Consider the following 25,249-nt stretch of genomic DNA (forward strand, 5'->3'; position numbering starts at 1 on the left):
CCACTTTATTACTTAATTGAATTCAAACTGATAAAGAAGATCCACTGCGCTATCAAGCCCAGAAACGGCTTCGACATATAAATCCTGCATCAAACGATAACGCACAGTAAATTCACCAAGCGAGTTAAAAATACCCACGCCATATTTCACTTGGAGACCCGGTAAAATATAACCACTAACCGTCACTTGTGAGTCATCACCTGAGCCTGCGGTATCCAGCTGTAAATCTTGTACACCAAAGGCTTCGCCAAGCTCGCCTACGATTTGGCCACTCTTCGCTAAACTTAAACCAATTAACGTCGTGGTCATGGCGTTACCTCCAGATTCTCCATCAATGTTTTGTCCACGCAGCAGGTATGACAAGGCATTAGCTTGAGGCATTGCTGGATCTGAAAAAATCTCAACAACGGGTTCGCTGGCAGGCCCAGAGACTTTCACACCCGCAGTCACTTTATCCTGCGTATTATCTGGGTTACGGATCGCTTTAATCGATACATAAGGCTCATCAACCGGGCCATTCATCAAAATTTTGCCCTGTTTAATCAATAAGTCTTGCCCAAAAGATCGGTAAGACCCGTTGGCTATATTGATCTCACCAGTCACAAATGGACCTTTATCTTTTTGTGCCACATTAAGTTGACCGATCAAACCGCCTTCAAGTCCAAATGCGGAGAGTAGAAAATCATCACCTATCGAAATATTGATGTCCGTTTCAACATCAAAAGGAATAGGGGTAGCTTCATCGACTGGTTGTAGATCTTTATTCAAAATCACCTGATCTTTTGATATACCCACCGCACTTTGTGGCAACTCTTCTACAACAATTCGTCCCCAAGGTAGAGCAATGCTTCCTGTGATCTTCGCTAACTTAGGGCTCACATCAATCGTCATATCCGGTACTAATTTAATCTTCACCATAGGCGGCATATCGACCTTCAACTGCTCGGCAAATACTCGAATATTGGTATGCCAATCTTTTAAATCTTGCCAGTCTCCAGTACCTGCGATATTTAAGTCGCCATCAGGGGTAATAATATCGGCATCTAACTTGGCTTGGTAACCCATGAAATCAATGGCAAGGCGACCTGAATTGACATCGATAGGCGACACATCCCCTTTTAATACCATGTCATCAACGATGAGTTTTCCCTTCACTTTCGGATGCATTAATGGCCCGCTCAGTGCAAGGTTCGTTTCTAGATTCGCTTTCAATAAACTATAGTCACCGACCAGTGGTTGAAGGAAATCAAGATTAAAGGTAGATAAATTAAGCTCGGCATCCACAAGCTTATCTTCCGCTTGAACATCTGGTAGCGCTAAATGACCGGAAATATCACCATTATCCGTCATATCCAATAACCACTTAGCTTGCAGTTGGTTATCCTTTAGTGCCATTTGTAAACCTATTGAATCCCAACCGACCACGATCGGTTGCTCTAACGTTTGAGTCACTTGACCTTTTGGCATCTCCACTTCGACAGTCAATTCTGGTGCTTTCTCTGGAGCCCACTTCGCCCAGGCAGTGGCATTCACCTTCCCATCAACCTCTGTTTTTTCTGGGATAAATTGCTTTACTTGCTCAAAATCAAACTGTTGAATAGCTAAACTCGCCTCACCCGATTCCCCAGCTTGCATATCTTTCGTTAAGCAGACTTTCGATTTTGATTGTGTCCAACAATGCGCTTGCACAGAAGCTTGTTTATTGTCGATATCAAACCCTAACTTCACGGCATGGTCGAGCTCCCACGGCCCTTGTTCGCTACTCACGAGAACCCTTTGTAACACCCCACTCCATTCCATTTTCGGCTTATCGTTAAATGAACCCGAAAGTGCCAAGCTGGTAGAGACAATATTTGAAGCCACATCGAGCACGAGTTGGTGAGCATCCTGAGTCCCCGAAAGATCCAACTTTACGCTATCGACAAGCTTATCTTCATAGGAAAGATGACGGGCAAGCAGTTGGATATTCGCTTTAGGTTGCGGTAATGGTTTTACACGGCCAGATAGAGATAAGTGCTGTAAGCCCATCAGTTGTTGCCACTGAACATTGTCGACATTGATATCCAATTCAACTTCAGGCTCTTTTAGTTCGCCACGTAGTTTCAAACCACCTTGCATGTTGCCACTGAGTTCAGGAAGCGATTTAGCAAAGTTAGGGAAGTTCAACTGAACATCCATACGCCAGTTTTTATCTAACAAACCTTTTGCACTAACCGAATTGGGACCATGAGATAAAGACAACCCATTGGTTTGAACTTTGAGTGCACCTTTGCCTGTCACATCCGATGCTTTCAACTGCCCGACAATATTGAGTGGGTAATGCCGCAAAACCCCATCAACATTCAAACTCGGCAATTCTATTTTCCAACCACCCTCTGGCGTTAAAGCACCAAGTGTTACCAACTTGCCGCTTAATGACCCTTCTGCTTCTTTCCATTGTAAACCTGGCTTAATATCACTAAAGCTCAAATCCGCTTTCCAATTGATGGGTGATGTCCAATTTGCCATCACTTTACCGTCCAGGTCACCGCCAAGTGTTTTGATCGCAATCGAATCAAGATCGATCTCGCTCAGTGTGCCTTTGCCATTGAGGTTGACCTTCATTTCGGGAATGTCTTTGCCAGAGATTTGAGTATCAAGCAGTAAAGAATAGCCCTCTAAAGAACCTTGCGTTTTAAGCTGATCTATCGTCACTTGGTAGTCGCTTTTTCCAGATAGCGGCCACTGAGCTTTCCCCTCAGAAAGTCGAAGATCAAAAGGTAACGTTGATTCAAGTGGCTTAATGTCACCAGACAATAGCGCATCAATCACACCAGAAAACTGACTCGAAAAGGTCAGTTCTCCTACACTTCCTGAAGCTTCTAAAGAGAGTTTCTGCCCTTTTAGTTCGGTCTCTTTAAGTAGAGCATCCAGAGTTAAATTCAATGGGTAATCTTCTTTTAACTCCACTTCTGCCTGTGCACTTGCTTTAATTTGCGGCATATCGAGTTCAAGAGTGTTGAGGACGACCGAGTGCTCACCTGCTTTTGCTTCCAGCCCCAGATGGGTGACATTGACTGGCGAGTCCTGGATCAAGGTAAAACTAGAAAGATCAAACCGTTTGAGATCCACTTTCAATGGGATCCAAACTTCTGGCAATTTGATCGCTGTTTTTTCCACTTCCGATTTTATCTCTTCTACACTCACCGCCTTAGGCTCGACAGGCTTATCTTCAGGTCCTTTCGCTAATTGAACATTAATCGTCTCAAGGCGAGTGCGGCCTATCGCGAGTCTGTCTCCCTGCATAGACAGGCTCGTAGAGAAGTGTTGCCAGTCCACTTTATTGCCTAAAATATTCAGATCAATATCAAGCAATTCAATACGCTTAATGTTAATTGGCAGAGGAACGGCAATAGAGGTTAACGGCTCCTTCGAAGGCTCTTCCGACGACGAGGGAGGCAATTCAGACAAATTCAGCGATAACCCTTGAAGTGCTATTTCATCAATACATAGTGAAGGGTCAAAAAAGCATTGCGCCTTTACGGCTAAAGTCAGTTGCTGTAATTGAGCGTCGATATGCAAGCTATCATCAACAAAACGGACATTATTAAGACTGAACCTAGGAAACAAAGCTCCCTCAGTTGATTCAACACTGAGTTGAGGTAACGCTTTTTGTGCCCCCCAAATGGTGAGTTTTAGCCCTGAATTGGTAAACAGTAATATGGCAATAAAAAGAGTGAGTAACAGCAGTAGACTCAATGCGCTCATCGAAAGCCATTTTGTCCACTTAAACATCACCTTAATCATAATTCTGGCCCTAAGGTAAAGTGAACTTGGAATTCGTCACCGGGCGTTTCATCTAACCCCCATGCGAAATCAAGACGAACTGGGCCAACAGGAGAAACCCATCTAACCCCGACACCCACACCTGTTTTCCAATCTGGTGTATTGTTGAAAGCATCACCGTAATCAACAAACGTCGCTGCCCACCAATTCCCCACCACTCGGTATTGGTACTCTAAGGTGCTGGTCGCAATATATTTCGCCCCGGTTAAAGCATTACTTTCATCTTTTGGAGAGATAGATTCATACTTATAGCCACGCAAATTATTGTCACCACCAGCAAAGAAACGCAATGAAGGCGATAGTGAATCAAACTCATCCGCAAAGTTACCTCCCCCTTCTAAACGAAGTAAGCCTCGGTGGTTTTCACCTACCCCGCGGATCCAAGACGTACGCCCTTGCAACCTAAATACACGAGTTTCCGATAGCAGTTGATCATCGCCATATTCAAAAGTAATACTCTGTTTATCGCCCCACATCGGCATCACTCCGCCTCGACTACGACTGCGCGAAAACGACATGCCAGATAGCAAGAATCGCCCAACATCATCTTGTAAACCTTGCTCATAATTTTCAATCAAGTAACGGACAAATAGCGTTCTGTGCCAACCATTATCCAGCAGCCAGTGCCTTTCGACTGCCAGATTCGATTCTAAACTTACCGTATCTCGAGTATCGACATTCTTCATTCCATATTGGATGCGATAGTAATCATGAAGCACGTCTTCAAGTGGGATTTTATAACCTGCGGTAATGGTTTGTTCAGGCACAGACAAAGACAAACTGCTATCAAAACTATGCCCGTAACGATTTACCCACGGCTTTTTCCATTTCAATGTTCCGCGGACACCGACATCGGTTGAATAACCAATACCCGTTTCAATTTGATTTTTGGCTTGTGGCGCTAATGACACCTTCATGGGTAAATCTCGATCTTTACCTAACGAGGTGAGATCCGGTTCAACAAAGACAGATGAAAACCAATCGGTATTAGACAAGGATTGATTAAATGCGCCGACTTTAGATACCAAGTAGGGTTCTCCCGTCTCATAAGGCTGTAGCGATTGAACTCGCACCTCTTCTATCTGACTGCCATTAATCTGGGTAGAACCAAAGTGATAGCGAATACCACTTTCATAATGAAGTTTTACGTAGGCGCGATTTAATTCCGGCACCACTTCTAAGCGACTTACCTTATAATCCGCATCGAAGTAGCCTTTCTGCAAAGCCAGATTTCGTATGCTTGATTTAAGGCCATCATAATCACCATGGTTTAACACCGCTCCCAGCTTTAACTTTGAATTCGCAACCAAGGCCAAAAAGTCAGGGTCATTTTCCGCTTCTCCTGAGATCACGATGTCGCTACTAAAAATGGTGACGGGCTCTCCCAACGCTACCGTCGCGATGAGCTTTTTATCCCCTTTAGGCACGGTAAAGTTGATGGTTGAATGGTAGTAACCTAAAGCATTTAAGGCATCACGAACACTGGTTTCAATGCGAGATTGAAAGCGCAACGAAATGGAGTAGTCCTCTTCTGGAATTGAAGATAAATACGCATCGACATTATCTTCTAACGCACCTTTTAAACCTTTAATCTCTAAAGAGACATTCGCCATTGCATTCGTTGAGAGAATCAAAAGGCTAATCAATACTAGTAATGTTTTTCTTATCATGTTTAATTGGATGAACCACGTTAATGAAAAGTAAAATCAATTAACTAAAATAATAACGCTAAATTCTCTTTAAGTCTGTAATAAAACAGAGGGTTCTTCGGTCTGTTTCTATAAATAAAACCTCTATTTTTCTCTCCAGATTTCATTCTACTGACATGACATTAAACAAAAGGATGCCGTAATGTTCTCAAAAACAGCCCTGATCAACGTAAACGATGCGCTTCCCGGACGCTCTCAAGCAATGCCGATCACTGAAGCGCATTTTGTCAATCACTCAGCACTGGATGCTCCGTTAGCGCCAGAGCAACAACAAATTCTATTCGGTATGGGTTGTTTCTGGGGAGCGGAACGACTGTTTTGGTCTCTCGATGGCATCGTTTCAACGTCTGTTGGTTACGCTGGGGGTTACACTCCGAATCCTACTTATGATGAAGTCTGCTCAGGGCTAACTGGGCATACCGAGGTAGTACGCGTTGTCTTTGATACCACTAAAACGCACTTAGAGGATATTTTAGAGCACTTTTGGGAACGCCATGACCCGACTCAAGGCATGCGCCAAGGTAATGACTCTGGCACTCAGTATCGCTCCGCCATTTACTGCTTTAGTGAAGAGCAACTCAATATAGCAAATGCCTCCAAGCTGCGTTATCAAGAGGCGTTAAATCACCAAGACCAGCCGCACATAACCACTGAAATATTACCTGCGGGTCAGTACTATTTTGCAGAAAGCTATCACCAACAATATTTGGCAAAGAACCCTGAAGGATATTGTGGTTTAGGTGGCACAGGTGTGTGCTTTCCTGCTTAAGCGCTCCATCATAGCCAATGATGGATAAATGAAAGAACCCGCATAAAAATGGGATCTATATCAGATAGCACTGGCTTTATTCTCCGAAAAGAATCAAGTCGCTATCAATTATTCGTCATGTTACAAAAATGTGTTTTATACTTGCCGAGCAAATACATAAACGGAAAAAAATAATGAATAAAAAGACTCTCCTTACTCTAATACTTGCTTGCTCACCTATGCTTGCATCGGCGCATAACCTCACAGTAGGAAAAACGGTTCCTGACATTGCCGTCAGCTCTTATGGCGAAATCGTCCTAAATGGCGATGACACGGCTTACCAAGCTTGGAACAACGAACAACTGCTCGGTAAAGTTCGTGTGATTCATGCCATTGCGGGGCGCAGCAGTTCAAAAAAAATGAATTCACCGTTAATGGCCGCCTTAACAGCAGCCAAATTCCCAACCGATAGCTACCAAACCACCACCATTATCAACCAAGATGATGCCATTTGGGGGACAGGATCATTTGTGAAATCATCAGCGGAAGAGAGTAAACAAGAGTTTCCATGGTCTTCAATGGTGCTGGATGAGAATGGCAGTGTTGCAAATGCTTGGGAGTTAGCAGAAGAGAGCTCAGCCATTATTGTGCAAGATAAGCAGGGCAAGATTTTATTCGCCCATGAAGGTGCATTAGATGATACTCAAGTCCAACAGGTATTAGGTCTCATTAAAGCCAGTTTGTAATAACGAATAGTAAAAATAGGTTTCCATTTAAGGATATTGTTATAGTATAACAATATCCTTTTTCCATCTCGTACTTGAACTATGTGGTTACGTCGACAGTCAATAAGTAAGCTAACAACCGTAGTAGCAATTTTGCTAACGCTATGGCTTAACGTTGCATTTGCGGCACACCAAGTTGATCTAGACTCTTCACACCACCAGCACCATCAATGCGAGTTGTTTTCCGTTGCCCAGCAAGGGTTATCACATTCTGCACCACTCATTTTCACACCTCTTACACCTTTCTTCTTCCCTAATACAGAAGATGTGAGAGCGACGGCTCGACTCTATTTTCCCTACCTTGCACGTTCTCCTCCGTCACTAAAATAGTTATTCCTATACCGCTATGCATTTCACGATCACATCCATGACTTAATTTTAAGAGCTTAGTTGTAAGAGCTCGGTTTTAAGTACTGAGTTTTAAGGGCTTGATTTTAAGATCTTGGTTTTAGATACGTATCGGCATGGCGATGACCAATATTTTCACTATTTTAAGTTATTAAAGGGCACATCATGCAACAGCAAACAAAATGGACAACACTCGCAGGTCTTATCGCACTCTCTATACAGGTTTCTTCAGCGCACGCAGAAGATGATTTTCGTGATCACGAAGCGCATGTCCATGGTCATGTAGAGCTAAATATCGCCCAAGATGGTCAAGAACTTTTATTTGAAATATCCGCTCCGGGCGCCGATGTCGTTGGATTTGAACACCCACCAGAAACCGATGCAGAGAAGCAGGCTCTTGCAAAAGCCGTAGCTCTACTAGAACAACCACAACAGCTTATTTCTCTCTCAGGTAATGCAAGCTGTGAACTGGAATTCAAATCGGTAAAACACACGCTATCAGATAGTCACCATGACGAGCATGATGACGCAGAACATCACGACGAACATGAACATCATCAAGACAAACATGATGACGCAGAACACCACGATAAACATGACGATCATCATGACAAACATGATGACAAACATGATGATGCAGAACACCATGATGAGCATGATCACGATTCAGAAGCTCATGGTCAACACGGTTCATTTACCGTTGAATACCACTATCAATGCGGCGACATCACTAAGTTAACTGAATTCCAAACCTCTTGGTTCAATGCATTTCCAAGTACAGAGTCGATTGAAGTGAATTTGCTCACTGACACTAAGCAAACGGCACTAGAACTCTCACCAAAGAACACCAAGTTTAACTTTTAATTAGCTAGCCAAGTAAGTAGGTGCTTACTTGGCTATCTCTTTATGTTGATTTTACTATCAAGTGGGGAGCTCAATGATAGAGAATAATCACTCAAACCAACCGACGCAGAGTGTGGTAAAACTAAGAGATGTCAGCTTTCGCTGGAAGGAGGAAATGGAACCGACGTTGCTCATTCCATCTCTAGAGATCCAATCCAAAGAGCACCTTTTTATTAAGGGCCCGAGTGGATGCGGTAAGTCGACACTATTAGGGTTAATGACGGGTATAAATACAGCTCAAGAAGGTGAAGTCTCCATTTTAGACACCGACTTAAGAACGTTGAAACCGAGTTTGCGAGATCACTTTAGAGCGGAACATATTGGTTATATATTTCAACAGTTCAACTTACTGCCTTACTTATCGGTTCTCGATAATGTCATTCTTCCTTGCCAATTTTCCACTCTCCGTAAGCAGAGAGTCCAAGGTGATATCAAGCAAGCAGCAGAACAGTTACTCAAAAGATTACACCTACCTAGCACGTTAATTCATAAACCAGTAACCGAACTGAGCATTGGACAACAACAACGGGTTGCGGCAGCTAGAGCTTTGATTGGTAACCCTGAAATTATCATCGCAGATGAACCGACTTCCGCTCTTGATCATGATAATCGTAGCGCTTTCATCACCGTTCTAATGGAAGAAGTTGAACGAGCAAATTCAACACTGATATTTGTCAGCCACGATCCAACCTTAGAACCACTATTTCAACGTTCAATTAACTTGAAAACCATCAACAAAGCGGGATTAGATTCATGAAAACAACCGCACACCTAGCATGGAAGAGCGTCTTAAACCGCAAAACAACGGCTATCCTTACCATTTTAACCGTTGCGATTTCAGTCGTGTTGTTAATGGGTGTTGAGCGAGTCAGAACTCAAGCGAAAAGCAGTTTTGCTAACACCATTTCAGGCACCGACCTTATCGTAGGTGGTCGCTCTGGACAGGTAAATTTGCTGCTCTATTCTGTATTTAGGATCGGCAACGCGACCAATAATATTGATTGGAAAAGTTATCAAGAGTTTAGCCAGCACCGCTCTGTCGATTGGGCGATTCCCATTTCATTAGGCGATTCTCATAAAGGGTTTCGTGTCATGGGAACCAACCATAGCTATTTTGAGCATTTTAAATATGGTAGTAAGCAACCACTTACTTTTAGCCAAGGTGCTGAATTTAAATCATTATTCGAAACTGTGATTGGTTCAGATGTCGCTAAATCTCTTGGTTATCAAATCGGGACAGAGATCATCTTAGCTCATGGCATCAGCGACGTTGGATTTAGTCGCCATGATAACCTTCCTTTTAAAGTGGTCGGTATCCTTGCTCCAACAGGCACCCCAGTCGATAAAACGGTGCATGTTTCACTTCCTGCCATTGAAGCCATCCATGTCGGATGGGAGTCAGGTGCCAATTTAGGTAACAACCCAACCGCAGCGCAATTAGAGGCTCACCAACTCAAGCTTCAACCACAACAGATCACGGCCATGCTGCTTGGGCTGAAGTCAAAAATTCAGATTTTTTCGCTCCAAAGACAAATCAATACTTATCGTAAAGAGCCACTCAGCGCCATCATGCCCGGTATTGCTCTGCATGAATTGTGGGGAATGATGTCGGTAGCAGAACAAGCGTTAATGATTGTTTCAGGATTTGTTGTTGTTGCCGGTTTACTCGGCATGCTAAGCAGCTTACTGACCAGCTTACAAGAAAGACGACGAGAGATGGCCATTCTCAGAGCTATGGGGGCAAGGCCAAAACATGTATTTGCTCTACTGATAAGTGAAGCAAGTGTATTAACTTTCGTGGGTATTACCACTGGAGTCATCACTCTGTATGCCCTGCTTGCCGTCATCGGCCCAATTATCCAGCAGCACTATGGCATCAACATCGCACTTAATGGAATAAGCAATCATGAATGGTTGCTACTCGGATTAGTCCAAACGGCTGGTTTAGTTATCGGCTTCATTCCCGCTTTTCGTGCTTATAAACAATCTCTCAGTGATGGCATGACCATACGAATTTAAATAGATAAGGTAAACAATAATGAGAAAAACCCTACTAATACTGCTCTGCTTTTTAGGGGTAACCAGCCCTAGCTTTGCAAACTCTAAGGTTGAAAGCCAAAACGTTGAGATGCCGAGTAGTGATGAAGTCTTGACCCTAGACTGGATAGATCTGATCCCCAAGAGCGAGCGTAACAAATTTGATGAGTTTGGAATGCCAACCGTAGATCATTCAAGCACAACAATGAGCCAATCAAAACTCGGAGCGGTGAGAACAGAATTAAATGGCAGCAAGGTGAAGATACCCGGATTTGTGATTCCGCTAGAAGGTGATGAAAATAAGGTCACGGAGTTCTTACTTGTGCCCTATTTTGGTGCTTGCATCCATGTTCCACCACCACCACCGAACCAAATTATTTATGTAAAATTCCCTAAAGGGGCTCCCGTTCAAGACCTATGGGATGTAATTTATCTAGAAGGGACATTAAAAACTGAAACGATGAACCATGACTTGGCTGAAACTGGATACTTAATTGAGGGTACGTCAATAGAAGCGTATGACGACATGTAATATTTTTAACAAATGATCAACCAGTAAAAAAGACTAGTCTAAACAATATATTTAGATAAATAGACTAATACAGCGACGTACACTATCAGCAATAGTGTTATCGACAGCTGTTTCTTCCATTTATTCTGTTTAAATTGCATCATAAGACCTCACTTTGACGATAACAATTTTAACAAGTTATTATCATTTGTGATAGTCAAATTTTCTTAGTTCAGATCTCACCTTAAAGGGTTTGACTAGCACCAAACCCTTTAAAGCGGTACATTTTATCTAGGTGCATACACATCCTTGAAACGGTATCCAATATGGCAGAGACAAACAAACCAATCGTTATTGAGCATGAATCAAATACTCAAAGCTCTACGCATCAAGAAAAAAAGTCATACATAAAAGATAGTGCAAGTCGAGTTATGAACATTGCACAAAGCTATAGCTTAGATGCGATGCTGCAAAAAGATGCACCAGAAAAAAAACTGATTGAACGCGCACTCGTCCGAGAGAAGAAGCGTAAAGAACAGCGGCAAAAGAACCTAGAACAGATCCTAAAAATTACCCACGCATCATGTAAAGATGAAACCGCAGGAGAGCCGGATCAAGATTGGTTGTATCGCTTCTTCGACATGGCTCAAGATATTCATAACACGTCAATGCAAAGACTCTGGGCACAGGTACTCAAAAGAGAAGTGACCAACCCAGGTTCAACGTCGATGAAGGCATTGAAAATACTCAAGGACATGACCCCGAAAGAGGCGCAAAACTTACAAAGAGCCGCTTCATTGGCCTGCAGTTTTGGGAGTGATAATAGCCGAAAGCTACTGCTCGGGTATAAGTCGCATGCGGGGATCTTCAGCTTTGGTAAACGAGATACCACCAGCACCATTAATTTAGGTAGCTTCCAAATTCCCTACTCTAGTTTATTGCTATTGATTGAGCTTGGGCTACTACTTGGTACCGAATTGGAATCTGGGGAGATCGAGTTTGATCCAGCACTTAGCTTGACCTATCAAGGTAAACAGATCAGTTTGCAGCCGCTAGGTAAAGGGGTGAAGCTTGTCTATTACCGCTTCAGCCCGACGGGTAATGAATTATGCAAGCTGCTAGGTAATAAACCCAATATGCAATATTACGATCAACTGGTGGGGCTACTTAGTCAAAAATTTACCGTTCAAACCGAGGTAAAAAGCACCGTTCACCACACCGTTTAAGATCAAACTCGAACTTATATGAATTAAGGGCGACATAACATCGCCCTTAATTCTCCTTATGAGATCACCGCTCGATCCTTTAGCGCCTGAATACAAAGTTCAACAAGTTGCTCAACCGATAGTTCCCCAGCAGGAAGATCGATCTCAGGCTTCAATGGCGCTTCATACACAGAATCAATACCAGTGAAGTTGGCAATTTGCCCTGCTCTCGCCTTTTTGTATAAACCTTTTGGGTCCCTTTGTTCGCACACTTCGAGTGGTACGTTAACAAATACTTCCAAAAACTCCCCCTCAGGTAATAAATCTCGCACTAACTGCCGCTCAGCACGATGAGGCGAAATAAACGCAGAAAGCACAATCAACCCAGCATCGGCCATCAGCTTAGCGAGTTCTCCAATACGACGAATATTTTCACGGCGGTCTTGATCAGAAAAGCCCAGATCGCCACACAAACCATGGCGGACATTATCCCCATCGAGTAAATAGGTGTGGTGACCTAACTGAGCCAGTTTTGACTCTAAAGCACCTGCGACGGTTGATTTCCCAGCGCCAGATAACCCCGTAAACCAAAGTACTACCGGTTTCTGATGTTTCAATTTAGCTCTGAACGCTTTATCAACCGAGTGTTGATGCCAAACGATATTTTCATCTTTATTTACTGTTAGTGGCGCTGTTGATGTAGCCGTCGATGTTGTCATAGTCAATCCTTGTCAAGTACCAAAACTGCCCATTCCTTCCATGCTTTGGTACTGTTTAAATATATTCAAAATGGGAAAAAGTAAGGGATCAGGCTTAAAACCAATCCAGAGTAAACGATAGAAATCGGCACTCCAATTCGTAGATAATCTTTCATTTGATAATTGCCCACGCTATAGACCAATAAATTGGTTTGATAGCCATAAGGGGAGATAAAACTGGCGCTGGCACCAAACAACACCGCCATAATAAATGGCATGGGATCGACGCCATATCCTATCGCCATACTGTAGCCAATAGGAAAAGAGAGAGCGGCAGCGGCATTATTGGTTACGAGCTCCGTTAAAATCAAAGTCACAAAGTAAGTCGCCACTAAAGCACCAAATACCCCCCAACCATTGAATGCCTCCATGAACATTTCCCCCATTCGCATAGAGAGACCAGAGGAAATCATCAACTGGGCAATAGAAAGAGCCGAGCCAACAATAACGACAATATCAATGGGAAATCGTCGACGAATCTCACCTACCTGAATAATACCCATCACAATCATCGCCAGTAGGTACAGCGATAGCCCTTTGATAATCGGAACATAACCCAATAGCGAGCAACCAATCACGGCAGCGAAACCTAGCAATACGAGTGTTGACTTGCTTTGATCCAATTTTGCACTCGAATCTAAATCATTAATCAATACAAATTCACGTCGATGGGCTTGTCTCTCCGACTCAAAGCGTTTTCCGGGAACTAAAACTAAGGTATCCCCAGCGGTTAACGTGATATTGCCTAGTCCACCTTCTAGCCGTTCATGTCCGCGTCTAATTGCCACAACTACTGCATCAAACCTATCTCTAAAATGACTGGTTTTTAATGTTTTATTACAGAAGCTTGCCGAAGAGCTCACCACTACTTCAACAAAACTCTGTCCATTTAGGTGATGCTGACCAAATAGAGTGAGCCCCTGTATTTCTTGCAGAGTGGCGACACTTTCAACATCACCACAAAACAGCAATCGATCTCTTGCCATGAGTACAAAGTCTGGATCAATGGAAGTTTTTGTTTCGCCATCGCGGATCACTTCAGCCAAAAAAAGTTTACGTAACGCTCTAAGGTTATTTTCACTCACGCTACGCCCCACCAATGGTGAACCAGGTTCTACTCGCGCTTCAAGAAAATAAGGCAAGTCATCTTGGTTTTGATCGTCATAATCAGGCAATAAATAGCTCAAAGGGATCAAGATCAAGACACCGCCAAACAACACGGCAAGTCCGATCATTGTTGGAGCAAAAAAGCTGAGGCTAGGTAATCCAACATCTTCAACAAAGCTGTTGATGATCAAATTGGTTGAAGTGCCAATCAGCGTTAACGTTCCCCCTAAAATAGCCGCATAGGAAAGGGGAATAAGTAATTTTGATGGCGCATGTTTCTGGTTGCGCTTAATGGCACTAATTAACGAGACCACCACTGCGGTATTATTGGTAAACGAAGAGAGTAAAGCCGTTGAAACGCCGAGCTTCGCCACAACTGTACCCAACTTCCCATTAGAAATAATTCGGCTCACCCAACTGATAAGGCGAGTTTTTTCTAATGCACAGGAGGCTAAAACAAGCAAAACTAGTGTTAATAATGAAGAGTTCGTGAAATTTTCAGCCACACTTTTCAGCTCTATCATCCCCGCTAAAAAAGCGATGAATGAAGCACTGGCAAATATGATGCTAGGTTTAATTTTAGTTGTCAGTAGGCAAGTGATGATGCCAAGCAGCACTGCTAACACAAATCCTTGTTCCCACATAAACGCTTCCCTGAGTGTGAAAGTGATCACTCACTTCCACACATTCACCTATTTGAATTAGAGACATAACCCCAAGTGAGACATTCGATTGTTAGTCAATCTCACACCCTACTTTTACATCTCTACTGGCTGACTTTTATCTCTACTTGCGAAGTAGTTGGCTCAAATCTTTCGCATCCCAGTGCGGGAAATGTTTACGAACTAATGCATTGAATTCGATTTCAAATGCAGAAAAGTCACCTTGAACCTTCGCCACGCTATCTAAACCTTCACGGATAAGCCCTGCTCCCACCGTAACGTTGGTTAAGCGATCAATAATGATAAAGCCGCCAGTATCCGCACATTCACGATATTTATCTAACGCTACAGATTCGGTTAGTGACCACTCACACAAGCCGATACCATTGAGCGGTAATTCACTTGCCGTATGGGTTGAGAGGTTATTAATATCGTATTGATGGCGAATAGAACTGACTTGGCCAAGTGTTTTCTTACCTGCCACTTTAATATCATACTCACGACCCGGTTTAAGCGGTTGCTCTGTCATCCATACCACATCGGCTAACAGATGGTTCGTTGTTTCAATTTCAGCATTCTCCAACACGATTAGATCGCCTCGGCTAATATCAATCTCATCTTCAAGAGTCAGTGTTACCGCCAGCCCCGCTTGAGCAGATTGTAGTTCACCATCAAACGTGACAATGCTCGCCACTTTAGAGAACTTGCCTGAAGGAAGTGCTTTGATCGTGTCGCCAACAGCAATCTGACCTGAAACAATCGTCCCAGAGAAACCTCGAAAATCGAGGTTAGGACGATTGACGTACTGCACTGGGAAGCGGAAGTCACCACCAGAGCGACTTTGATCAATATCGACAGTCTCAAGAACCTCTAACAGAGTTGGGCCTTCAAACCATGACATTTCTTGACTCGCCGATGCAACGTTTTCACCTTCTAAAGCAGACAGTGGAAGAATCTGAATATTGGTATCGCCTTGCAAATTTTCAGCAAACGATAAATATTGATCGCGGATCTCTTCGAAACGCTGTTGTGAATAATCCACAAGATCCATTTTATTGACCGCGACGACAAAATGTTTCAAGCCAAGTAAGTTAGCTATGAATGAGTGGCGACGAGTTTGGTCTAGTACGCCTTTTCGAGCATCAATCAAGATCACTGCAAGATCACAAGTCGAAGCTCCGGTTGCCATATTACGCGTATATTGCTCGTGCCCAGGAGTATCCGCGATAATGAACTTACGCTTCTCAGTAGAGAAATAACGATAAGCAACATCAATGGTGATCCCTTGTTCACGCTCAGCTTGCAAGCCATCAACCAGGAGGGCCAAATCAGGCTTTTCACCCGTCGTTCCAACGCGTTGGCTATCTGAGTGAACCGCCGCTAACTGATCTTCATAGATCTGCTGCGTATCATGGAGCAAACGTCCAATTAAGGTACTTTTCCCATCATCAACCGAGCCACAAGTTAAAAATCTGAGCATCGATTTATATTGGTGTTGATTAAGATAACCTTCAATGCCTAACTCAGCGAGTTCAGCTTCAACTGCACTATTCATTATTCTTTCCTTAGATCCTTAGAAGTAACCTTGGCGTTTTTTCAGTTCCATTGATCCTGACTGATCGTGGTCGATCGCTCGCCCTTGTCGTTCACTCGACGTTGCCACCAACATCTCTTCAATAATTCCCGTAAGCGTATTTGCCTCAGACTCAATCGCACCTGTTAATGGGTAGCAACCAAGGGTACGAAAACGCACACTTTTCTCTTCAACCACTTCATCTTCACCAATATCCATACGCTCATCATCAACCATGATCAGCATGCCATCACGATCAACCACAGGGCGCTTCTCAGCAAGATACAGCGGTACAATTTCAATATTTTCTAAATAGATGTACTGCCAGATATCCAATTCCGTCCAGTTTGATAGCGGGAATACGCGTATGCTCTCCCCTTTATTCACCTGGCCGTTATAAGTCTTCCACAATTCAGGGCGCTGGCTTTTAGGATCCCAGGTATGATTTTTATCTCGGAAAGAGTAAACGCGTTCTTTAGCTCGCGATTTTTCTTCATCACGCCGAGCGCCACCAAAAGCAGCATCAAATCCATAATGATTTAACGCTTGCTTTAAGCCCTGAGTTTTCATGATGTCGGTATGTTTAGATGAGCCATGCACAAATGGGTTTATCCCCATCTCAAGCCCTTCAGGATTCTTATGCACCAGTAGATCAAAACCATACTTTTTGGCAGTGCGATCACGAAATTCAATCATTTCGCGAAACTTCCAGTTGGTATCGACATGCAGTAGTGGGAATGGAATTTTCCCCGGGTAAAACGCTTTTCGAGCCAGATGCAGCATCACAGAGGAGTCTTTTCCAATGGAATACATCATGACAGGATTGCCGAATTCAGCAGCAACCTCGCGGATAATATGAATACTCTCCGCTTCTAGCTGTTTTAAGTGGGTTAAACGTTGTTGGTCCATCTTTCTGCTTCCTTATCGCGATCCTTGCTTCATTGATGCACCTATTATGTCCATCTATATATATTACTGGAAATTCTAAAATTTCATTTTTTATTCGAAAAGCTGATAAGGGAAGATTTTTCAGGTGAACTTTTCTACATTAATAGCGGTTTACAAAACAAATAGGGCGAACAAAAAACAAGCAAAGCTGAGACATTCATGGCAGAACGCTATTAAGTAATCGTGACACATCACACTTTATTAACCGCATCCATCATTGTTTCAGCGCCTTTTGTTACATTACACCCGTTATTAATCTCCCCCTCATTTTGGAGCGAACAATGAAAGTGGCAGTGAAACCTCTATCTCTTGCAATTCTTGGCGGCATGCTAGCAATGGCAGGTCCAGCAATGGCCGATACAATTAAACTACGTATCGTTGAAACAACAGATATTCACACGAACGTAATGGACTATGACTACTACAAAGATAAAGCAACGAAAAAAACAGGTCTTAGCCGCACTGCTACTTTAGTAAAAGAAGCCCGAAATGAAGTGACTAACAGTGTATTGGTCGACAATGGTGATCTCCTACAAGGTAGCCCAATGGGGGATTACCAAGCAGCAAAAGGGATTAAGCCTGGTGAAATCCACCCTGTTTACAAGGCGATGAACCAACTTGATTATGATGCTGCAAACATTGGTAACCATGAATTTAACTACGGTCTTGATTTCTTAAAAGAGTCGTTAAACGATGCGAACTTCCCTTACGTCAATGCTAACGTGTATGACAAAGAGACTGGCGAGCACTACTTCAAGCCTTACTTAATCAAAACGCATACTTTCAAAGATGTAGACGGTAATGCTCAAGAAATTAAAGTCGGTTACATTGGCTTTGTTCCACCACAAATCATGGTGTGGGATAAGAAGAATCTTGAAGGTAAAGTGATCGCGAAAGATATTAAGCAGACCGCTGAACTTTACGTACCTCAAATGAAGAAAGAAGGTGCGGACGTTATTATTGCGATCCCACACTCAGGTGTCTCTACAGAACCTCATAAACTCGGTGAAGAAAACTCAAGCTTCTACTTATCAGAGGTTGAAGGCATTGATGCGATTGCCTTTGGCCATGCGCACGCGGTTTTCCCAGGTAAAGGGTTTGATGGTATTGAAGGTATCGACAACGAAAAAGGCACCATGAATGGCGTAGCGGCAGTGATGCCAGGTCGTTGGGGTAGCCACGTTGGGGTAATGGATCTTATTCTAGAGAAAAAAGACGGCGGTTGGGAAGTGACTTCAGGTCAATCTGAAGCTCGTCCAATCTACAACAAGAAAACTAAACAGTCTCTTGCAAAAGCCGATACTGGTATTTTGAAAGCACTTGAAGAAGATCACAATGGTACACGTGACTTTGTTAACCAACCAATCGGTAAAGCAAGCGATGTCATGTACAGCTTCCTTGCATTGGTTCAAGATGATCCTACTGTTCAAATTGTTAACTTAGCACAAAAAGATTACGTAGAACGCTTTATCCAAGGTGATCCAAACCTAGACGGAACGCCAGTTCTATCAGCTGCGGCACCATTTAAAGCCGGCGGTCGTGGTAACGATCCTGCTAACTTTACTGAAGTGGAATCTGGCCAACTAACGTTCCGTAACGCTGCGGATCTTTACTTGTACCCAAACACTTTAGTTGCAATGAAAGTAACAGGCAGCGAAGTAAAAGAGTGGCTTGAGTGTTCAGCTGGTCAATTCAAGCAGATCGATCCTAACAGCACAGCATCACAATCGCTGATCGATTGGGACAACTTCCGTACGTATAACTTTGATGTTATCGATGGCGTAAACTACCAAATCGATATTACTCAACCTGCGAAATACGACGGCAACTGCAAAGTCATTAACGCTAATTCGCAACGTATTGTTGGCCTAACCTACCAAGGTAAACCAATCGATATGAAGCAACCGTTCATCATTGCAACAAACAACTACCGTGCTTACAGCAACAAGTTCCCAGGTACTGGTAGTGATTTCGTAGCGTTTGATGCACCAGATGAGAACCGTACGGTACTAGCAAGCTACATCTCACGCGTAAGCAAAGAGAAAGGCCAAGTAATTCCAAGTGCAGACAACAACTGGTCATTTGCACCAATCAAGACGGATGTAAAACTCGATATTCGCTTTGAAACATCCCCAAGCGAAAAAGCCGCGCAATTTATCAAAGACAAAGGTCAATACCCAATGACACAAGTCGCGACAGATGAAGTTGGCTTTGCGGTTTACAAACTAGATTTAGCGAAATAAATTAACGCTAAGCGTATTACTTTCAAACGCAGCTCACTTTGAGCTGCGTTTTTTTGTTTATGTTTCCTAATTTCGCCACGATTTTCCGTTAGCGCAATCCACAATCCATGACACGTTGCATTGGCAGTCAGATGACTAGAGGTCTACCTATGGTTTCCTCTAACATCGCAACGGCTAGGTATTTCAGTATATGATAGGCCCCATAACGCGCATATTCTGGAAGAACACTCTCATGCATGAACAGCTACATCATCAACTATCAATGAACGGATTTGATGCCAACGAGATAGACAACCTACTCTCAATAGCAAAGCCATTAGAACTACCCACAAGACATATTTTAGTCAACCAAGGGGAAGTCGCTGACTCCATTTACTTCCTGATTGAAGGGCTCTGCCATGCATGCTATTTAACAGAGCAAGGCAAACAATTCAGTAAGGAGTTTTATTGGGATCAAGATTGGATGATTGGGTTTGAAAGCTTAATCAAGAACCAACCATCCCCATATTTGCTTGAGACATTAACCCCTGTCAGTTTGCTATGCCTCCCAACACAGGCGTTGCACTCATGGCGAGAAGAGTCTCACCCGCTCTATCTAAAGCTCATTGAAACTCAATTGATGTATAAGGAGAACAAAGAGCGTTTCATGCTGCTATACACCCCAGAAGAGCGATACGAGCTATTTTGCCAACACTACCCGGATTTATTAGCTCGCTTGAACGATTATCAAGTTGCCGCTTACCTTGGTATCACTCACATCAGCCTGAGCCGAATTAAAGCTCGCATCAAAGAAAAGAGTTAACATAAGTTAATGTCAGAAAGCCACGAACTTGATAGATTGTAGCTATCGATTAAGCAATTTGGTGTGTATATGATCTCTTGGCAACTGGCGACTTTCTCTCAACTGACAACCTCTCAACTTTATGAACTTATTCAACTCAGGATCAATATTTTTGTTGTTGAGCAAACCTGCCCATATCCTGAATTAGATGGTAAAGATTGCATCGATGGCGTGCATCACCTCATGGGGTTTGATAACGGAAACTTAGTGGCTTGCGCTCGACTCCTTCCAACAGGTATCAGCTATGACAATGTCAGTATTGGCCGAGTAGCAACAAAAGAGAGTGCTCGTGGTACAGGTTTAGGTCACCAACTCGTCAAGCAAGCGTTATTACAATGCGAAAACCTATGGCCGGGCGAAACCATCGACATCGGCGCACAAGAACATCTAGAGCATTTTTATCTGCAGCATGGTTTTCAAAGTATCTCAGAGACCTATTTGGAAGATGACATTCCGCATATTGATATGCGCTTAGAAAAATAGAACCTCAATGCTAGGTAACCCTTTCACGAATGTGTCACCAACCAATTTGGCGGTAACCTTACTGATTCTGGGAAATTTAACCGCTTCGTTATCTGATGTTGCGGTTAAATTGTTGGACGGAGGGATATCACCATACCAATACATTTTCATCCGCCAAGTAATGTCACTCTTGCTGATCCTTCCTTTTTGGCTTCGCCAATCGAAATCCAAAAGAGTACTGAATAACCGCCGAGTCACGGCAATACGAGCACACTTAGTTTTGATTGGCAGTGGTTGTATGATGGTAGCCATTACCTATCTCCCTCTCGCAACGGCTAACGCTGTTTTCTATGCAGCACCACTGTTGATGTTGCCATTATCGGTATGGCTTTTAGACGAAAAGCCACGCTTAAATAAAGTGATTGGTACTGTGGTAGGTTTCATTGGGGTGATGATTGTTCTTCGACCTTCGGAGTTTCATTGGGCTGCTTTTTTCGCTCTTGGCACCGCATGTACACTCGCATTATTTAATGTATTAGTCCGAAAAATACCAGCAGAGCAACCTGTGATCACCACATTGATGTGGACGACGTTAATGTCTATTCCCGTGGCGGGTGTATTAGCAGTGCTGAATTGGCAGCCGATAAGCGTAGCTGAACTTGGGTGGGTAATATTAAGTGCGTCTCTAATTTTGACCTATAATGGTCTAGCCGTTGTCGCCTATAAAAAAGCGCCAGCGTCTCAAATTGCACTTGCAGAATATTCAGGGTTAATATTCGTTGCGATCTTGGGAGTATGGTGGTTTGATGAAATACCTAATTGGCTGACCGTAATCGGTATCTGCTTAATTTTATTACCATTGATACCGAAAAAATGGATAAGCCAGCAACTTGTCACGCCCCGTTCTAGTAAGTAATTTTTTCTATTTACTTCTTCCGAAGCCACCATCAGATAAACGGAAAAACATCACTGAAGAACTCCCTTTTTCCAATTGTAGAATGTCCAAATTGCCATCAGATGCCAATTTAAAACGGACTAACTGCCCTTTCTTAATTTGGCTTAATGGCTTATCAGAACCTTCTATTTTTACCAGCGCATTTAAATCTGTCATCGGCAATGAATTATTACGGAAAACTTGCGATAAGGTGTCGCCATTCTTAACCGTGTATTCACGCCATGATTCAGATTTTAAAGAGGATTGTTCCGTGCTTTGCTGTTCGCTTAAACTTTGAGTATTAATACTCAGCTCAACACGTTCATTCACTACTGGACTTTTAATACTAGGCTTTGGTGCAGGTAAAAGAGCCAGAATACAAATTAAAGGAGCCAACACGCTGATTATACGGCGATGTAGACGCGGTAAACCCTGCCAAAAATTCTTAAGACGAGCAAGCACAATTTTTCCATCAAAAGCGCTTAATTTCGCTTTTGCCAGTTCAACATAATTAACTTGCTGCTTTTTCTTGTGTCGACGATTCATCGCTACACATCTCCTTTATTTTGAATCAATATTATAAAAAGCATTGCCGCTTGAGTATAGAGGAAAGCATCAATTTCCTTAACCTTGTTACACTATTTCGACCCATAGTGAATGAATGCATAATTACAAGATACTTAGTAACCTGAGTAATGTCACATCGTGTGCCTTTTCCTGTTCGAAAGAGGCTTTAGCGTTTCCTCCTCGGTTTAATACTGGTATCCTTTCTCTTTTCTTTGTACAAATAAAGAGTGACATTCATGTCTGAAGTAAAATTTGAAACAGTAGAGCAAAAAGCAAGCTACGGCATCGGTCTACAAATGGGCCAACAACTAGCGGGTTCTGGTCTTGAAGGTCTTAACGTTGACGCTATCGCTGCTGGTATCGCAACAGCACTAGTTGGTGACATGCCAGCTATCGAAGTTGACGAAATCAACAACGCACTGCAAGAGCTACACACTCGTGGTGAAGCAGCACGTCAAGAGCTTGCTAAAGTAGCAGCAGCAGACGGTGAAGCATTCCTAACTGACAACGCTCTTCGTTCAGAAGTAACGGTTCTTGAGTCTGGTCTACAATACGAAATCCTTACAGAAGGTACTGGCGAAATTCCAACTTCTGACAAGCAAGTTCGTGTTCATTACCACGGTGAGCTAACTGACGGTACTGTTTTTGACAGCTCTGTTTCTCGTGGTCAACCTGCAGAATTCCCAGTAACTGGCGTAATCCAAGGTTGGGTACAAGCTCTACAAATGATGCCTGTTGGCTCTAAGTGGAAACTATACATCCCACAAGATCTTGCATATGGTGAGCGTGGCGCTGGCGCTGCAATCCCTCCTTTTGCAGCTCTTGTGTTTGAAGTTGAGCTTCTAGCTATTCTTTAATTCTTAGAATTAATAAAAAATCAAAGCGACGCAATTGCGTCGCTTTTTTTCGTCTAAAATAAAAGTAATAACAATCGACGACAAGAGTTCAAAATGAATAGACGCTTATGTACTGCAGCAATATGTTTCTCTCTATGCTCCGCACCCAGTTACGCTTTTTTTGGCTTTGGCTCAAAATCAGATGATGACCCAGCAACGGATTTATCCTCGATGGTCACAAATACACTAACACAAACAAACTCGGCATCTGAAGAGTCACCTCTCACCTCATTACTGACTTCTCAACTCCCTATTTCAAACGAACAGGCAGCAGGTGGTGCTGGTGCTCTTCTTGCTTTGGCGAACAGTAGTTTAGGCAGTGATGATAAGAGTGAGCTTTCAAGCCTTATCCCAGGAATGTCGGCATTAACAGGCGGAACCTCAGGATTAATGAGTATGGTTGGAAACATCGATGCTGTAAAAAATGTTTTCAGCACTTTAGGCTTAGATCCTGGAATGATTGCGCAATTTGCACCTGTCATTATCGACTATCTTGCCAAACAAGGGGCGACATCAGGTCTATTGGAATCAGTAACAGGGCTTTGGGCTGAGTAAAATTAACTTATCGCTTCTAATATCAACAAGAAGCATGTTGTTACGTCGAACGTGTTGGTTGCTATCAATTTGTTGGTTGGCGGCTACTAGATAGCCTGAAAACCTAAATAGCCTAGATAACCTAATAGCCTTAATGACCTAGACAGTAATAACTTTTCTTTGGGGTACAAAAAAGCCGAGCATAAATGCTCGGCTTTTATTTTATCGAACTGATTACTCAGCAGCTTCTTCAGCAGCTGGGCGATCTACAAGCTCAATGTATGCCATTGGAGCTTTGTCACCAGTACGGAAACCACATTTAAGAATGCGAGTGTAACCGCCTTGGCGTGCCGCGAAACGCGGTCCAAGTTCGTTAAACAATTTTGCAACAACTTCGTTATCACGAGTGCGTGCAAATGCAAGACGACGGTTAGCAACACTGTCTGTCTTAGCTAGGGTAATCAAAGGCTCAATTACGCGACGTAGTTCTTTTGCTTTAGGCACGGTAGTTTTGATAACTTCGTGACGAACAAGAGAGCTAGCCATGTTGCTGAACATCGCTTTACGATGACTGCTGTTGCGGTTGAGTTGACGACCACTCTTACGATGGCGCATGACCTAATCCTTCTAACTTTTACGATTAATCTTCAGCAATAGACGCTGGTGGCCAGTTTTCTAGGCGCATGCCCAGAGACAGTCCACGTGAAGCAAGAACATCTTTAATTTCAGTAAGAGACTTCTTACCAAGGTTTGGAGTTTTAAGTAACTCAACCTCAGTACGCTGCACTAGATCACCGATGTAGTGAATCGCTTCTGCCTTCAAACAGTTAGCAGAGCGAACTGTTAGTTCAAGATCGTCTACAGGACGCAGTAGGATTGGATCGAATTCCGGCTTCTCTTCCTTCTCCTCAGGTACACGTACATCACGAAGATCTACGAACGCGTCCAGTTGCTCAGCTAAAATAGTAGCTGCGCGACGAATCGCTTCCTCAGGTTCTAGAGTACCGTTCGTTTCCATATCGATAACAAGCTTGTCTAAATCTGTACGTTGTTCTACACGTGCTGCTTCTACTGCATAGGCGATTTTATCGACTGGGCTGTAAGTAGCATCAACAAGTAGACGACCGATTGGACGCTCATCTTCTTCAGTATGGATACGAGCTGAAGCTGGAACGTAACCACGACCACGTTCAACTTTGATACGCATAGCGATCTCAGCGTTGTCATCAGTTAGATGACAAATAACGTGTTCAGGATTAGCGATCTCTACATCACCATCATGGGTGATGTCACCTGCAACAACAGGGCCTGAGCCTGATTTGTTAAGCGTAATAAACACTTCATCTTTGCCTTCGGCAACAAGCACAGCCAAACCTTTAAGGTTTAGAAGAATTTCAAGAACATCTTCTTGAACGCCTTCTTTAGTGCTGTACTCATGTAGTACACCTTCAATCTCTACTTCTGTTACGGCACAACCCGGCATAGAAGATAGTAGAATGCGGCGAAGCGCATTACCTAGAGTGTGGCCAAAGCCACGCTCTAATGGCTCAAGAGTTACTTTTGCATGTGTTGTATTGATCTGTTCGATGTCAACAAGACGTGGCTTAAGAAATTCTGTTACAGAACCCTGCATTGTGTCCTCTCTTTAGTTTA

Annotated in this window: 23 protein-coding genes; 14 read left to right on the forward strand and 9 right to left on the reverse strand. The window is 43.1% G+C overall.

Annotated elements, in window-relative coordinates; translation table 11 throughout:
* Positions 1–12: 12 nt before the first annotated feature.
* Entirely contained in the window at positions 13–3,786 is a 3,774-nt protein-coding gene (locus F0249_RS15695) for a translocation/assembly module TamB domain-containing protein (RefSeq protein ID WP_171757152.1), read from the reverse strand.
* Positions 3,783–5,495, reverse strand: a complete 1,713-nt coding sequence (locus F0249_RS15700; RefSeq protein WP_171757153.1) for an autotransporter assembly complex family protein — start codon at positions 5,493–5,495, stop codon at positions 3,783–3,785. The genes F0249_RS15695 and F0249_RS15700 overlap by 4 nt, the downstream gene beginning before the upstream one ends.
* Before the next feature lie 181 nt (positions 5,496–5,676).
* On the opposite strand from F0249_RS15700, the gene msrA reads away from it, so the two are divergent.
* The 8 genes from msrA to F0249_RS15740 all read left to right on the forward strand — a co-directional run bounded on the left by msrA (position 5,677) and on the right by F0249_RS15740 (position 12,092).
* Positions 5,677–6,303, forward strand: a complete 627-nt coding sequence (gene msrA / locus F0249_RS15705) for a peptide-methionine (S)-S-oxide reductase MsrA (RefSeq protein ID WP_171757154.1) — start codon at positions 5,677–5,679, stop codon at positions 6,301–6,303.
* A 173-nt stretch (positions 6,304–6,476) separates the two neighbouring features.
* Positions 6,477–7,028, forward strand: a complete 552-nt coding sequence (locus tag F0249_RS15710) for a YtfJ family protein (RefSeq protein ID WP_017051467.1) — start codon at positions 6,477–6,479, stop codon at positions 7,026–7,028.
* A gap of 81 nt (positions 7,029–7,109) precedes the next feature.
* Entirely contained in the window at positions 7,110–7,397 is a 288-nt protein-coding gene (locus F0249_RS15715) for a DUF2607 family protein (RefSeq protein WP_171757155.1), read from the forward strand.
* A 183-nt stretch (positions 7,398–7,580) separates the two neighbouring features.
* Complete coding sequence (locus F0249_RS15720) at positions 7,581–8,279, forward strand: DUF2796 domain-containing protein (RefSeq protein WP_171757156.1); 699 nt, start codon at positions 7,581–7,583, stop codon at positions 8,277–8,279.
* A gap of 73 nt (positions 8,280–8,352) precedes the next feature.
* Positions 8,353–9,075 carry an ABC transporter ATP-binding protein gene (locus F0249_RS15725; RefSeq protein WP_171757157.1) on the forward strand — a complete coding sequence of 241 codons (723 nt, stop codon included), beginning with the start codon at positions 8,353–8,355 and terminating at the stop codon, positions 9,073–9,075.
* Positions 9,072–10,337 (forward strand): ABC transporter permease, encoded by a 1,266-nt coding sequence (locus tag F0249_RS15730; protein WP_171757158.1) that lies wholly within the window; start codon positions 9,072–9,074, stop codon positions 10,335–10,337. Before F0249_RS15725 ends, F0249_RS15730 begins: the two co-directional genes overlap by 4 nt.
* Positions 10,338–10,446: 109 nt before the next feature.
* Positions 10,447–10,887: a DUF3299 domain-containing protein gene (locus tag F0249_RS15735; RefSeq protein WP_141707871.1), complete on the forward strand. Its 441-nt coding sequence runs from the start codon at positions 10,447–10,449 to the stop codon at positions 10,885–10,887.
* 305 nt (positions 10,888–11,192) lie between these two features.
* The gene (locus tag F0249_RS15740) at positions 11,193–12,092 is read left to right on the forward strand and encodes a TIGR03899 family protein (RefSeq protein ID WP_017051461.1); all 900 of its coding nucleotides are present in this window, start codon (positions 11,193–11,195) and stop codon (positions 12,090–12,092) included.
* 56 nt (positions 12,093–12,148) lie between these two features.
* On the opposite strand, the gene cysC is transcribed toward F0249_RS15740, so the two are convergent.
* The 4 genes from cysC to cysD form a co-directional block, all read right to left on the reverse strand.
* Positions 12,149–12,790 (reverse strand): adenylyl-sulfate kinase, encoded by a 642-nt coding sequence (gene cysC, locus F0249_RS15745; protein ID WP_017051460.1) that lies wholly within the window; start codon positions 12,788–12,790, stop codon positions 12,149–12,151.
* Between the two features lie 65 nt (positions 12,791–12,855).
* Entirely contained in the window at positions 12,856–14,580 is a 1,725-nt protein-coding gene (locus tag F0249_RS15750; RefSeq protein WP_113795488.1) for an SLC13 family permease, read from the reverse strand.
* A gap of 142 nt (positions 14,581–14,722) precedes the next feature.
* Positions 14,723–16,153 carry a sulfate adenylyltransferase subunit CysN gene (gene cysN / locus F0249_RS15755; protein ID WP_171757159.1) on the reverse strand — a complete coding sequence of 477 codons (1,431 nt, stop codon included), beginning with the start codon at positions 16,151–16,153 and terminating at the stop codon, positions 14,723–14,725.
* A gap of 18 nt (positions 16,154–16,171) precedes the next feature.
* Positions 16,172–17,080: a sulfate adenylyltransferase subunit CysD gene (cysD, locus tag F0249_RS15760; RefSeq protein WP_017051457.1), complete on the reverse strand. Its 909-nt coding sequence runs from the start codon at positions 17,078–17,080 to the stop codon at positions 16,172–16,174.
* A gap of 320 nt (positions 17,081–17,400) precedes the next feature.
* Here cysD and F0249_RS15765 point away from each other — a divergent pair, with 320 nt between their 5' ends.
* The 4 genes from F0249_RS15765 (at position 17,401) to F0249_RS15780 (ending at position 21,581) form a co-directional block, all read left to right on the forward strand.
* A complete protein-coding gene (locus F0249_RS15765; RefSeq protein WP_136994901.1) occupies positions 17,401–19,362 on the forward strand; it encodes a bifunctional 2',3'-cyclic-nucleotide 2'-phosphodiesterase/3'-nucleotidase in 1,962 nt (653 codons plus the stop codon).
* A gap of 232 nt (positions 19,363–19,594) precedes the next feature.
* Positions 19,595–20,164, forward strand: a complete 570-nt coding sequence (locus tag F0249_RS15770) for a Crp/Fnr family transcriptional regulator (RefSeq protein WP_171757160.1) — start codon at positions 19,595–19,597, stop codon at positions 20,162–20,164.
* A 69-nt stretch (positions 20,165–20,233) separates the two neighbouring features.
* Entirely contained in the window at positions 20,234–20,686 is a 453-nt protein-coding gene (locus tag F0249_RS15775; RefSeq protein WP_171757161.1) for a GNAT family N-acetyltransferase, read from the forward strand.
* Between the two features lie 7 nt (positions 20,687–20,693).
* Positions 20,694–21,581: a DMT family transporter gene (locus tag F0249_RS15780; RefSeq protein ID WP_017051453.1), complete on the forward strand. Its 888-nt coding sequence runs from the start codon at positions 20,694–20,696 to the stop codon at positions 21,579–21,581.
* 6 nt (positions 21,582–21,587) lie between these two features.
* Here F0249_RS15780 and F0249_RS15785 read toward each other — a convergent pair whose 3' ends face one another.
* The gene (locus F0249_RS15785) at positions 21,588–22,145 is read right to left on the reverse strand and encodes a LysM-like peptidoglycan-binding domain-containing protein (RefSeq protein WP_113795483.1); all 558 of its coding nucleotides are present in this window, start codon (positions 22,143–22,145) and stop codon (positions 21,588–21,590) included.
* Positions 22,146–22,402: 257 nt separating this feature from the next.
* On the opposite strand from F0249_RS15785, the gene F0249_RS15790 reads away from it, so the two are divergent.
* Positions 22,403–23,023 (forward strand): FKBP-type peptidyl-prolyl cis-trans isomerase, encoded by a 621-nt coding sequence (locus F0249_RS15790; protein WP_017051451.1) that lies wholly within the window; start codon positions 22,403–22,405, stop codon positions 23,021–23,023.
* A gap of 93 nt (positions 23,024–23,116) precedes the next feature.
* Positions 23,117–23,617, forward strand: a complete 501-nt coding sequence (locus tag F0249_RS15795; RefSeq protein WP_113795482.1) for a DUF2780 domain-containing protein — start codon at positions 23,117–23,119, stop codon at positions 23,615–23,617.
* 213 nt (positions 23,618–23,830) lie between these two features.
* Here F0249_RS15795 and rplQ read toward each other — a convergent pair whose 3' ends face one another.
* On the reverse strand, positions 23,831–24,211 hold the full coding sequence (gene rplQ / locus F0249_RS15800; protein WP_004729812.1) for a 50S ribosomal protein L17: 381 nt from the start codon (positions 24,209–24,211) through the stop codon (positions 23,831–23,833).
* 25 nt (positions 24,212–24,236) lie between these two features.
* Positions 24,237–25,229 carry a DNA-directed RNA polymerase subunit alpha gene (gene rpoA / locus F0249_RS15805; RefSeq protein ID WP_017051449.1) on the reverse strand — a complete coding sequence of 331 codons (993 nt, stop codon included), beginning with the start codon at positions 25,227–25,229 and terminating at the stop codon, positions 24,237–24,239.
* Positions 25,230–25,249: the final 20 nt, after the last annotated feature.

This window comes from Vibrio sp. 03-59-1 (assembly GCF_013114135.1).
Classification (GTDB): Bacteria; Pseudomonadota; Gammaproteobacteria; order Enterobacterales; family Vibrionaceae; genus Vibrio; species Vibrio cortegadensis.